This is a genomic window from Niveispirillum sp. (assembly GCF_052437035.1).
In the GTDB taxonomy this organism is placed as follows: Bacteria; Pseudomonadota; Alphaproteobacteria; order Azospirillales; family Azospirillaceae; genus Niveispirillum.
Genome location: NZ_JBQVOH010000003.1, coordinates 261,505 through 273,537 on the forward strand (window position 1 = coordinate 261,505; position 12,033 = coordinate 273,537).

Here is a 12,033-nt window from a genome sequence, read left to right on the forward strand (position 1 = left end):
CAACAGCCATACTAAAATTATATTCCAATTCGAGTTTGGTGCAAGGGAATTGCGGCGGCCGGCAGTCGGCCCTGTCTCTTGATGGAGGTGATGTTTGGTTCCGGCCTGCTTCCGGGGCTTTGCGCCGTCACGCCCGAATTGGGGCTCACAAAACCAAGATAAAATTAGGGAGATGCAAGAATGAGAACGTGTCAGTCGATCAAGATGCTGCTGTTGGCCTCGTGCGCCGCCATGGTCCCCGGTCTTGCCCAGGCGCAGGCCCCGGCGGCATCGGCCCAGGATGATGTGCTGGCCGAGATTATCGTGACGGCGCAGCGCCGCAGCGAAAGCGTGCTGAAGGTGCCGACCAGCGTTGCCGTGGTGTCTGCCGACCTGCTGACCTCCAACGGGGTCAATGACCTTGCCTCGATCACCAAGCTGACGCCCAGCCTGCAGACCGGCATTGATGACACCTTCTCCATCCGCGGGATCGGCACCAACACCTATGCGCCGACCGTTGAGTCCACCGTGTCGCAGGTTGTTGATGACGTTGTGCTGGGCATTCCCGCCTTTGCTGCCAATGCCTTCTATGATGTTGCGCGGGTTGAGGTTCTGAACGGTCCGCAGGGTCTGCTGTTCGGCAAGAACGCCTCTGCCGGTCTGGTCAACATCACCACCGTTAATCCGGTTCTGGGAGAGACAAGCGGCTTCATCGACGCGGAGGGCACCAGCCGTTTCCGGCCCGGATCGAACGGCCTGGGCATCCGCAATCGCGCGGCCCTGAATGTTCCGGTCACGGAAACCAGCGCCCTTCGTATTGCCGGCACCTACAGTTCACAGGACTCGCTGGTCCGTAATGTCACCAAGCCTGCGGGCCGCTATGAGGATGATGTCGAGGAGAAGGGTGTCCGCCTCAAGTTCCTGAGCGATCCCGGCAATGGTTTCACCATCAATCTTGGCGGCGACTATTTCAAGCGCACCGGCATCTCGGGTTTCTGGGATACCACCTACCGGTCGCTGGGTGCCAATACGCAGTACCGGACGATCCTTGGCGGGGCCGGCGTTGTCCCCAGCGCTGAGAACCTGGAAATCGCCCAGGACGGCCAGTCCTGGCGCGATATCGAGATGGGTGGTGTCCAGGCAAAGCTCGCCTATGTCTTCGATGACGGTATGGAACTGTCCAGCATTTCGGCCTGGAAGAAGATGGATCATTCCTACGCGAATGACTCCGATCAGACCCCGGTCAATTTCCTGAACGTCAATACCAACAGCACGCAGTACGACCAGTTCTCCCAGGAAGTACGTCTGGCGCTTCCCGATGATGGTCCCTTTGGCGGTCAGGCGGGGCTATATTACTTCCAGAGCAATACTGACAATCAGGTACAGCGGGGAGGCTTTAACAATCTGCCCGCCGCGGCCCTGCCGCGCTTCCCCTTCTGTGTGAACGCCACCGTCACGGCGGGGCCGCCGCCGGCGTGCAGCGTCAGCAACCTTTACTTCCTGGGGCAGGATTCACGGCTGGAAAGCCAGGTGCGCAGCTATGCCGCCTTTGGCCAGTTCAATTACGCCCTGACCGAGCAGTTGAAGCTGACCACCGGCGGTCGGTTGACCTACGACAAGGCCTCCATCGATCTGGTGGAAAACACCAAGAAGTATTTCGTCACGCTTGGCGTTCCCAACAATGTCAGCAAGGGCGATGTCGATAACACCAACTTCAGCTGGAAAGTTGGCCTGGACTATGATCTTGACCCGAACACCCTCGTCTATGGCTTCTATGGTCGTGGCTATAAGGGGCCGGGTTTCTCCAACGCCTCACCGAAGGCGGGCGCTGATATCAGCGTGCGTCCTGAAATCTCGAAGGGCGGTGAGGTTGGCATCAAGTCGTCACTGCTGGACCGCAAGCTGATCATCTCCGCTTCGGTCTTCCACACCCGCTTCACCGACCTTCAGGTTCAGTCATTTGACGAGGTCTTGCAGGCCAACACCCTGAACAACGCCGCCACCGCGACCACCAAAGGGGCGGATCTGACCCTGCAGGCCCGTCCGGTTCGGGGCCTTACCCTGGGTGCGTCGCTTTCCTATACGGATGCGAAGTTCAATTCCTATCCGGGGGCGCAGTGCTATGTGCTGCAATCCAATGCAAGCTGTGCCGTGAATAACACGTTCGACGCCGGCGGCCTGCGGGTCCCGCTATCGGCCAAGTTCACCAGCACCTTGACGGCGGATTACACGGTGCCGGTGACCGACAGCCTGGATGGCGTCACTGGCGTCACCTATTACCACCGCTCGCCGCTGAATTCCGGCTTTGCGCCGGGGATGACGGTTCCCACCACGGATCGCTTCGACGCCAATCTGGGGATCAAGGCGGAAAGCTGGTCGGTCAGCCTGTTCTGCAAGAACTGCTTCAACCAGATCAGGCCCTACGCCATCGGCAATGACGCCGGCGATGCCGTCAATGCCAAGACCCTGTCTCTGACGCAGCGGTTCAACTACGACTCCGTCCGCACCGTTGGCGTGCGCATGGGCGTGAACTTCTGATCCTCACGACCCCCGGGGGAAGCGGGCGCTTCCCCCGGGGGCGATGACGGAAATCCTGACCAAGAGGGAGTGCAACGCCTTGAGCGCGTTCAAATACGGGGTGTCGCTCTATAGCTACACCGAAGATCTCGGTACCGTGATGAGCTTGGAGGATGCCTTCGATCATGTCGCGGGTACCGGTTCCACGGGTATCGAAATCCTGGGTGAAACCAGCATTCCCACTTATCCGGAGCCGACATCGGCCTGGCTGGATAACTGGTTCGCTCTGCTGGACCGATACCAGTTGGAGCCGACCAACATGGCGGCCTGGGTGGATACCCGCATCACCATTGGCCGCAACATGAGTGAGCAGGAGGGGACGGCGCAGATTGCCCAGGACCTGCGGCTTGCGCACCGGCTGGGCTTCAAGTTCCTGCGGCCCAAGTTCGGGGTGATCGATGGCGACCTGACCCCCGATCCGATCTGGGAGCCGGCGGTTGAGCGCAATCTTGATCTGGCCCAGCAGCTGGATATCGTGATCCTGCCGGAAATCCATTCCCCGACACCGATCCGCCATCCGGTGACCGATGCCTATATCGCCTTCATCGAACGGACCGGCACGAAGAATTTCGGTCTGATGATCGATACCGGCATCTTCCAGGACCGTCCCCTGAACAAATGGGGCGGCGGGGAAACGGACGAAATCCGCAAAGGTGCACTGAGTTTCCTGAACGGTATCAAGGTGCCGGTGGAGCATCTGGTCGACGTCATCAAATATGTGCCCTTCATCCAGGCCAAGTTCCACCATATCGACGAGACGCTGCACGACCACCACATCCCGTGGGACCGGATCGTGCCCATGCTGAAGAAGCTGGGTTATGCGGGTTACCTGTCGAGCGAGTATGAGGGCGCGCGCGATCCCTGGGTATCCATTGAGCAGGTGCGCCGTCAGCACGCCCTGATCCGCAAACTTGAAGCCGAATACGATGCCGCCCACGGGGGGAACCGCCATGCTTGAGCGCAGCCATATCCAGAGCACGGGTTTCCACAATATCGGCCCTGTCGGTGCGCGCACCGGCTTTGAGGTGCGTATCCGTCAGCCCAATTACCGCAGCTCCCGCCTCAGCCTGATCGAAGGGGTCGATCTGGTAATCGACGGGGTGGAATATCCCGCAGAACAGAGCCGCATCCGTGTTGGCGACCAGGAATACAGCCATGCCGAGATGGCCGAGGAAACGATGGCCCGCCTCTATGTTGGCACCTTCTTCACGGTGATCGTGCCCAAGGCCGGTGGTCTGGCGCCGGGCGTCCACCATGTCGCCAGTTCCATCCGTTTCCGCCACCCCTATTTCCCGCCGCAGTTCCAGCCGGTTTTCGTGCGCGATGCACGGCACGCCACGATCATCCTGCCTTGATGGGCTGATTTTATGGGGAGGGCTGAATGCATTTACACATCATCGCATCTATTGTTTTTTTCCCTCTCCTGGCTGTCGCTGCGTATGCCGACGATGTGACGGTGCGGGTGGATACGGGCACGCTGGAAGGTGTGGCGCAGGATGGTGTCCGCACCTTCAAGGGCATTCCGTTTGCGGCACCGCCGGTGGGGAACTTGCGCTGGCGTGCGCCCGCCCCTACCGCGTCCTGGACAGGCGTGCGGCAGGCAAAATCCTTTGGCAATGATTGTCAGCAATTGCCGTTCGCAGGGGATGCCGCTCCCCTGGGCGGTCCCTTGGGGGAGGATTGCCTTTACCTCAATATCTGGGCACCGGCGGACGCGAAGCCGGGTGTCCAATATCCGGTGATGTTCTGGATTTATGGCGGTGGCTTCGTCAATGGCGGCACCTCTCCGGGTATCTATGATGGCAGTGCCTTTGCCCGCAGCGGTGTGATCCTGGTCAGCGCCAATTACCGCATCGGCCGGCTTGGCTTTTTCGCCCATCCGGCCCTAACGGCGGAGGCGGCCGATGGCCCCACTGGCAATTTCGGTTTCATGGATCAGCTTGCGGCGCTGAAATGGGTTCAGCGCAACATCGCTGCCTTTGGCGGCGACCCGGCGAACGTCACGATCTTCGGTGAATCCGCCGGTGGCCGGTCGGTACATATGTTGCAGTCGCTGGATGCTGCAAAAGGGCTTTTCAGTCGGGCCATCATGATGTCGGGCGCCGGGCGCCCCGGCAGCGTGATGAGCATGACGGATCGTAAGGCGGCGGAAGAAAAGGGTGTGGCTTACGCCCGGTCCGTTGGTGTCACCGATACCGGACCCGCCGGTCTTGCGGCCTTGCGGGCGCTGCCGGCATCCACGCTGGGCGATGCAAGCATGGCGAGCCTGCTGAAAACCGGCGATCAGTTGATGATCAACCCGCATATTGACGGGCGGTTCGTGACGGATGAGCCGGAGCGGCTGTTGGCGGCGGGTCATGGCTCGCCCCACATTCCCGTGATGGTCGGTGCCACCGGCATGGACGGGTTTCCCCTGGACCGCGACCCGGCGCGTGCGCTGGCCAGCTTCGGCGCCAGGGCCGATGAAGCCAGCCGCCTTTATGCCAGCCGGAATGATCTGATCACGGTCTGGAAGATTGCCGGCGACCGGGGGTTCATCGAACCGGCGCGTTACGTCGTCCGCGCGGCAGCAGCGCGGAACGCCACCAGTTACGGGTACCGTTTTTCCTATATCGCACAATCGCAGCAGGCAACCGCAATGGGCGCCATGCATGCCAGCGAAATTCCGTTTGTCTTCCGCACCATCAATGTCCGGTTTCCGGGGCAGGTGACGCCGGCGGACGAGGCAACGTCAAAGGCCTTCCACGATTACGTCGTGTCCTTTGCCCGCGACGGTGTGCCCAGCGCAACGGGGGGGCCAGATTGGCGCCCCTATGACCCTGCGGCGGACAAGATACTGGATTTCACCCTGCAAGGTCCGCGGTTTATCGATGACCCCTACCGTGCCCGCCTGGATCTCGTGGAAAGCACGGCACCGTGACGGGTCACGCGAAATCGTAAAATGAAACAAAATGAATGAGGGAGTTAGAAACATGCTCACGAGGCGGCAAATCGGTTTGGGTCTGGCTGGACTTGGCGTTGCGGCGGCGGCCCGCCCCTTACCCGGTCTGGCGTCAACCGGCCAGCGTCAGTTTCCCCACGGTTTCCTGTGGGGTGCCTCCACTTCTGCCTATCAGGTGGAAGGCAATAATATCAATTCCGACGTCTGGACGGCGGAACGCGCCCCCGGATCGCCCTATGCCGATGTGGCCGGCGATGCCGCCAACAGTTTCATGCTGTGGCCGGTCGATCTTGATCTGGTCAAGAATATGGGCCTGACATCCTATCGGTTCAGCCTGGAATGGGCGCGGATCGAACCACGGCAGGGTGAGTTCTCTATCGCCATGCTGGACCATTACAAGCGCATCATTGAGGGCTGTCACGCGCGTGGTCTGACGCCAGCCGTGACCTTCAACCATTTCAGCAATCCGCTCTGGTTTGCGTTGGCGGGCGGTTGGCACAATCCCGAAGCACCGGATCTGTTCGCGCGTTTTTGTGCCAAAGCCGCCGCTCATCTGGGCGACGGTATTGCTTTTGCCATGACGCTGAACGAGCCGAACCTAGCGGGCAACCTGCCTGCGGTACTGCCGCCGGCGGTGGTCAACTGGCTGGTACCGGCGGACAAGGCCGCGTGCGAGGCGGTGGCCAGGCGCTTCGGCGTGCCGCTGTTCCTGACCGGCAATAACATCTGGTATCCCGACCCGGTTGCCGTGCAGGCCAATCTGCTGAAGGGCCACGCGCTGGGCCGGCAGGCGATCAAGGCTGAACGTGGCAACTTGCCGGTCGGCTTGACGCTGGCCATGATCGATGATCAGGCGGTGGGCAGCGACACCAGCATGCGCGACAGCGTGCGGGAGCGGCTCTATAATCCCTGGCTGCGCGCAGCACAGCAGGATGATTTTATCGGCGTGCAGAATTACGAACGCGCGCTGTGGGATGCCAAGGGCCGCGTCAACCCGCCAGCCGGCGGTGACCGCAACATGGGCGGGGCGGAGGTTTATCCCGCATCCTTGGCGGGCGTGGTCCGTTATGCCCATTTCATTGCCAAGGTGCCGGTGATCGTGACCGAGCATGGTGTGAACACCCCTGATGACGCTGTGCGCCAACGTCTGATCCCGGCGGCCCTGACGGAACTGCACAAGGTGATGGCCGAGGGCGTGCCGGTGAAGGGCTATTTCCATTGGTCGCTGATCGACAATTTCGAATGGGGCTTCGGGTATAAGCCGCAGTTCGGGCTGCATAGTCTGGACCGCCAGACCTTCGCCCGCACGCCAAAGCCCAGCACCGCCGTTCTGGGTGCCATCGCGCGCGCCAATGCCTGCTGATGAATTCACCGCCGGCGGGGCCGATGGTGCCCAGAGCCGGCGAAAACGGGAATGTGATCATGACCGACGCGACAAAAGCCGGTCAGGGGACTGTGGCCAAGGGCCTTACCCTGATCTATGCCCAGATTCTGCCGGTGATGGCGATTGTCTCGCTGTTTCCCGCCATTCCCAAGCTGTTTGCGGAATTTGGGTCCAATCCCAATGCCGGTTTCCTGATCCCCGCCATCGTCACGGCGCCATCGCTCTGTGCCGCCCTGTTCGCCCCGCTGGCGGGGATCATCGCCGACCGATATGGCCGGCGGCGCAGTTTCATCGGCGGCATGGCGCTTTATGTGCTGGCCGGTCTGGTCCCCTTGTTCGTGGCCGATCTGGGCCTGATCATTGCCAGCCGTGCCGTGCTGGGCATTGCCGAAGCCTTTGCCATCACCATTTCCAGCGCCTTGATCGGCGATTATTTCGGTGAAAAGCGTCACCGCTGGACCGCCTGGGTCGGCGTTGCCACCTCCGTGGCGGGGACGGGGCTGATTGCGGCGGGTGGTGCGCTGGCGGATATCAGTTGGCGTGGCCCGTTCTCCATCTATCTGGCGGCCATCCCCGGTCTGATCATGGCGGTGCTGTTCATTGATGAGCCACGCCCCACGGTCAGCGCACAGGGCGGCACCCGCCGCCAACTGGCGTTCCCGTGGAAGGAGGCGCTGCTGATCGGCACCGTCACCCTGATCAGCTCCGTTCTCTACTATGTCGAACCGCTGAACATTGCCCGTGTGCTGGATGCCAAGGGGGCCGGATCATCGACAGAGATCGGCCTGATCCAGGCGGCGACCAGCCTCACCTATATCGCCGGCGCCTTCCTGTATCGTCGCCTGCATCACTGGCCCATTGGCCGTCTGCTGGGGCTGGCGGCACTGCTGATCGGTGCGGGACAATTGGTCATCGGTATGGGGCCGACCTGGCAGGTCGTGTCGGTGGGTGCTGCCATTCAGCAGCTTGGCGGTGGCATGGTGATCCCGGCCCTGCTGGCCTGGGGGCAGGCGATCCTGCCACTGGAACAGCGCGGGCGTGGCATGGGTATCTGGGCAACCGCTTTCTTCAGCGGCACCTTTGCCTGTGGCGCCATTGTCGCCCTGGCCACCAGCCTGACGGGTGGTCTGACCCCGGCCATGACGGCGCTGGGTGTTGTCACCCTGGTCTTCGCCTTGCTGGCCCGCCTGATCCCGGCGGGAAACCGCCCCACCCCAACCGTGAATAGCTGATCATGACCGACACCGTTTACGACTACATCATCGTGGGGGCGGGTTCATCCGGCTGCGTCCTTGCCGACCGGTTGAGCGCCAGTGGCAGGCACAAAGTCCTGCTGGTGGAGGCTGGTGGCCGGAACGAGACCGAACTGGTCAACATGCCACGCGCCTTCATGAAGATGTTCGGCAATCCCACGCATTTCTGGCATTTCCCGATCAAGCCGCAGCCGGGCCGCCCGGCGGGAGAGGTCTGGCCCTATGGGCGGGGGCTGGGCGGGTCCAGTTCCACCAATGGCACCTGGTACCTGCGTGGCATGCCGGCTGACTATGAAGGCTGGGGACCGGAATGGTCCTGGACGGAGATTTCGCGCTGTTTCCAGGCAATGGAAAGCTATCGCGGGCACGGGGCACACCCAACGCGTGGCCTTGATGGGCCGTTGCAGGTGACGCAGCTTCCCTACCGTTCGCCCGCCATTGCCGCTTCAATCGAGGCGGGGGTGGAAATGGGCCTGCCCCGGCTGAGCGATATCAACACGCCGGGCACGCTGGGCATCGGCTATACCCAGGCGAGTGTGGATCGGCGGGGCCGGCGGGCGTCCAGCTACCGCGCCTTCCTGAAGCCGGCTTTGTCGCGCCCCAATCTGAGCGTGCTGACCGATACGCTGGTGGAACGGGTGGAACTGGAGGGAGCGCGCGCCACCGGCATCACGATCCGTACCGCCGAGGGGACCCGCATCATCAAGGCGGGGCGGGAGGTGATCCTGTCCGCCGGTGCCTTGCAAAGCCCGAAGCTGTTGCAGCTATCGGGCATCGGTCCCGCCGATCTGCTGATCCGTGCCGGGTTGGCGGTGCGGCATGATCTGGCCGCCGTGGGGCGCAATCTGGCCGACCATGCGATGTTCTCCATGTCATACCGGCTACATAATGATCCAGGCTTTAACAGGGAATTTTCCGGCTGGCGCCTAATGACCCACGTTCTGCGCTATTACCTGACGCGCAAGGGTCTGATGGCCTATACCTCGCCAGAGGTGACGGCGCTGCTGTCCCTTCATGGTCGTCCCGACTGGCCCGATGTGCAGTTCGGCATCGGCCCCTTCTCCATGCGCTCGTCAGAGGAGATCAAAGCCGATCCGGGGCGCGGCGCGCTGGAGGACAAGCCGGGTATCACCGTCAATGCCATCGCCCTGCGCCCCAAAAGTCGGGGCAGCGTCGCGATCCGCAGCGCCGATATCGCCGACCAGATCGACGTCGATGCCAACTGGTGGGGTGACCCGGCAGACAAGGCCTTCATGGTGGAGATGGTGCGACTGGTTCGCCGATACATGCGCCAGCCCGCCTTGAAGCCCTTTGTCGGGGAGGAGATCGTGCCCGGTCCCCGCATCGAAAGTGATGAGCAGATTGCTGACGTGCTGGAATGGCTGACCAGTCCGGGCGTTCACGCCACAGGCACCTGCCGCATTGGCAATCCGGTGGACAGTGTGGTGGATGGTTGCCTGCGGGTGCATCGGGTGCAGGGGCTGCGCGTCGTGGATTGTTCCGTCATGCCTGTACCACCCGCCGGCAACACCAATGGTCCCGCCATGGTCATCGGCTGGCGTGCCGCGGAAATGATCCTGCGGGATGTGGTGTGATGGCGGAGTGGGGCGGCCTGGAAACATTGGTTGCCGGTCCGGTCATCCCGGAACATAGATGGCGCTGATCCGGTTCAGGCCGTCTGCCCGGTAGAAGCGGACCTGTTCGAAGCATCGCTTGATGATGCCGAGCCCGCGACCGGAGGTGGCATCAGGCGCTACGTCATCCGTCGCATTGTCATAGCGTTGCTTTCGACGTCGGGATGGATGGCGAAGACCTTATCCATGCGCGTCAGGGAGAACATGGTCTGAACCGATTTCTATAGGCCGCAGATGGTGGGCCGCTGCTTCAGGCCCAGGGCCTTGATGATGGAGATCAGGGCGCCGAGACCGCTGGAATCGATGAAGGCGACGGGGGCCAGATCGATGACGATGCCATTCTCGGCGGCCGGCAGCTGTTCCAGGAACTGCTGCCGGAAGCGTACCGCCACGGCGGCGTCGATGCGAGGCAAGGCAACGGTGGCGACGGGGACGGAACCGATATGTCCTGATCTCAATCATCATTACCTCAATCTCTTATCGCGACTTCAAAGGCCAGTACGCTGACATCATCCTCGAACCTCTCCCCACCCTGCCACGCGGTCAGGGTTTCATAGAGCAGGGGTTCCAGAGCGTTTAGGGGCCGATCCTTCGCCTTCTCCAAAAGGGCATGTAATCGATCTTGACCGAAATGCGTGCCGTCCGGGTGGGCGCATTCGGTCGTACCGTCGGAATGCAGAATGATGCGTGATCCGCGTGGCAACGGGACCGTCACCGCCGTGTAATCCTCATGCGCCATCACGCCCACGGGAAAGCCGCCATCACCGATCAGTTCAGCTGGCTGACCGGCCTGGATTAGGATCGGGCTGGGGTGCCCCGCCTGGCAGAAGGTCATGCTGTCGCCCGCTGGGTTCACCACGCCACAGACCATGGTGAAATAATCCAGCATCTCGCCATCGGCCCGGGTGAAGCGTCGGTTCAGGTCCGCCACCACCAGATCCGGGCGGGGTGGTCCGCCATCCGCCCCCGACAGAAAGGCCGCTTCGTCCAGCAGATGGTTCAGTGTCACCGACATCAGGGCGGCCCGCGCCCCATGTCCGGCAACGTCGACCATATAGAAGGCGACCGATCCGTCCGGCAGTTTCAGGTAATTATACATGTCACCCGACACCAGCGCCGATGGCAGCAGGCAGGAGGCGAAACGCAGCCGCCCGATTTCCTTGTAAGGCTCCGCCAGCAGGCAGCGCTGGGCCATTGCTACGGCCTCCATATCCTCCTTCAGCTTGGCGTAGGCCACGCGCAGCTGATCGGTCAGCAGCTTGTTCTTGCTCTGCAGGCGGTAATGCAGGCCCAGAAGCCGCTTCACCACCTACAGCCGCGCTTTCAGGATCGGCGGACTGATCGGTTTCAGCAGGAAGTTGTCGGTGCCCGCCTCAATGGCTGCGATGAAATCATCCTGCTGCTGGCGGGCGGTCAGCAGGATGAAGTGGATATAGTTCGGCAGATGCGTCTGCCGAACCGCCCGACACAGTTCAACACCGGTAATACCCGGCATTTCCCAGTCACTGATGATCAGATCGACCTCCTGGCCGGCCTGGATGAGGCCCAGGGCGGCGATGCCGTCGCCCGCATGGGTCACCTGGAACTCGTGCTGACGGATCAGGGCCGTCAGCAGTTTCCGCATCAGAGGGTCGTCATCGACAACCAGAACATGGATAGGTCGTTCCATATATCAGGTTCCAGTAGGATCCAGGTGATGAAGCGGATCGTTGGACGGGTCGACGGTGGAACTTCCACCATCATGCCGGAACGGATCGGTAACGTGTAGCCCATCCGAAAGCAGTGCCCCATCAAGGCCACCTGTATCGGCACCGCCCATATCCGGCATCGGGGCGGCCATCATGGCGGCCATGGCCGATCCGCCATTGCCCATACCATGATGCAGATCATGGTGGCCTGCCGGGATCACCGCACCCGCCTGATCATAAAGATCGATGGAGATATCCCGAATGCCGCCCTCCGATCCGGGTTCCAGCGACAGGCTGCGCAGCACGGACTGATAGACCGACGCATCCGCCGTACCCGACAGGATCAGCGTATGGCTGGTGCCATCGAAGCCACCATCCAGCAGTTCGATATTGGTGCTGGCGATCATCACCTTGCCCGTGGCCGTCGTCTTCAGATGCAGACCCGCCAGCGACAGGCTGTCGCCCTGATGGAAGTCCAGCGGATCCAGGCTGATGATGGCCCGCGACACGCTTTGCCCACCCAGCAGGGACAGGTCCATGCCGGACGCGACCAGGATATCGTCGGACAGGGCGCCCG

10 protein-coding genes are annotated in these 12,033 nt (G+C 61.9%); 7 read left to right on the forward strand and 3 right to left on the reverse strand.

Annotation, left to right across the window (positions count from 1 at the left end; all coding sequences use genetic code 11):
- Positions 1-180 precede the first annotated feature (180 nt).
- The 7 genes from ACT6Q8_RS10425 (at position 181) to ACT6Q8_RS10455 (ending at position 9,729) form a co-directional block, all read left to right on the forward strand.
- Positions 181-2,517 carry a TonB-dependent receptor gene (locus ACT6Q8_RS10425; protein ID WP_444732283.1) on the forward strand — a complete coding sequence of 779 codons (2,337 nt, stop codon included), beginning with the start codon at positions 181-183 and terminating at the stop codon, positions 2,515-2,517.
- 79 nt (positions 2,518-2,596) lie between these two features.
- Positions 2,597-3,514, forward strand: a complete 918-nt coding sequence (locus tag ACT6Q8_RS10430; protein WP_444732282.1) for a sugar phosphate isomerase/epimerase family protein — start codon at positions 2,597-2,599, stop codon at positions 3,512-3,514.
- Positions 3,507-3,911, forward strand: coding sequence for a C-glycoside deglycosidase beta subunit domain-containing protein (locus tag ACT6Q8_RS10435; protein ID WP_444732281.1), 405 nt, complete (start codon positions 3,507-3,509; stop codon positions 3,909-3,911). Before ACT6Q8_RS10430 ends, ACT6Q8_RS10435 begins: the two co-directional genes overlap by 8 nt.
- A 26-nt stretch (positions 3,912-3,937) precedes the next feature.
- Positions 3,938-5,476 carry a carboxylesterase/lipase family protein gene (locus ACT6Q8_RS10440; protein WP_444732280.1) on the forward strand — a complete coding sequence of 513 codons (1,539 nt, stop codon included), beginning with the start codon at positions 3,938-3,940 and terminating at the stop codon, positions 5,474-5,476.
- 52 nt (positions 5,477-5,528) lie between these two features.
- Positions 5,529-6,860, forward strand: coding sequence for a family 1 glycosylhydrolase (locus ACT6Q8_RS10445; protein ID WP_444732279.1), 1,332 nt, complete (start codon positions 5,529-5,531; stop codon positions 6,858-6,860).
- A gap of 59 nt (positions 6,861-6,919) precedes the next feature.
- The gene (locus tag ACT6Q8_RS10450) at positions 6,920-8,113 is read left to right on the forward strand and encodes an MFS transporter (protein WP_444732278.1); all 1,194 of its coding nucleotides are present in this window, start codon (positions 6,920-6,922) and stop codon (positions 8,111-8,113) included.
- A gap of 2 nt (positions 8,114-8,115) precedes the next feature.
- On the forward strand, positions 8,116-9,729 hold the full coding sequence (locus ACT6Q8_RS10455; protein WP_444732277.1) for a GMC family oxidoreductase: 1,614 nt from the start codon (positions 8,116-8,118) through the stop codon (positions 9,727-9,729).
- A gap of 260 nt (positions 9,730-9,989) precedes the next feature.
- Here the strand turns inward: ACT6Q8_RS10455 and ACT6Q8_RS10460 are convergent, their stop codons facing one another.
- Genes ACT6Q8_RS10460 through ACT6Q8_RS10470 form a run of 3 tightly spaced genes read right to left on the reverse strand, consistent with a single transcriptional unit; the run spans position 9,990 to position 11,437 of the window.
- Positions 9,990-10,226, reverse strand: coding sequence for an STAS domain-containing protein (locus ACT6Q8_RS10460; protein ID WP_444732276.1), 237 nt, complete (start codon positions 10,224-10,226; stop codon positions 9,990-9,992).
- Positions 10,227-10,237: 11 nt separating this feature from the next.
- Positions 10,238-11,074, reverse strand: coding sequence for a PP2C family protein-serine/threonine phosphatase (locus ACT6Q8_RS10465; RefSeq protein ID WP_444732275.1), 837 nt, complete (start codon positions 11,072-11,074; stop codon positions 10,238-10,240).
- Between the two features lie 3 nt (positions 11,075-11,077).
- Positions 11,078-11,437, reverse strand: coding sequence for a response regulator (locus ACT6Q8_RS10470; RefSeq protein ID WP_444732274.1), 360 nt, complete (start codon positions 11,435-11,437; stop codon positions 11,078-11,080).
- Positions 11,438-12,033 lie beyond the last annotated feature (596 nt).

Excerpts from the sequence above, each read along its gene's own strand:
- ACT6Q8_RS10425 (WP_444732283.1), top strand. The coding sequence starts at position 181 with ATGAGAACGTGTCAGTCGATCAAGATGCTGCTGTTGGCCTCGTGCGCC.
- ACT6Q8_RS10435 (WP_444732281.1), top strand. The coding sequence starts at position 3,507 with ATGCTTGAGCGCAGCCATATCCAGAGCACGGGTTTCCACAATATCGGC.
- ACT6Q8_RS10440 (WP_444732280.1), top strand. The coding sequence starts at position 3,938 with ATGCATTTACACATCATCGCATCTATTGTTTTTTTCCCTCTCCTGGCT.
- ACT6Q8_RS10445 (WP_444732279.1), top strand. The coding sequence starts at position 5,529 with ATGCTCACGAGGCGGCAAATCGGTTTGGGTCTGGCTGGACTTGGCGTT.
- ACT6Q8_RS10450 (WP_444732278.1), top strand. The coding sequence starts at position 6,920 with ATGACCGACGCGACAAAAGCCGGTCAGGGGACTGTGGCCAAGGGCCTT.
- ACT6Q8_RS10455 (WP_444732277.1), top strand. The coding sequence starts at position 8,116 with ATGACCGACACCGTTTACGACTACATCATCGTGGGGGCGGGTTCATCC.
- ACT6Q8_RS10470 (WP_444732274.1), bottom strand. The coding sequence starts at position 11,437 with ATGGAACGACCTATCCATGTTCTGGTTGTCGATGACGACCCTCTGATG.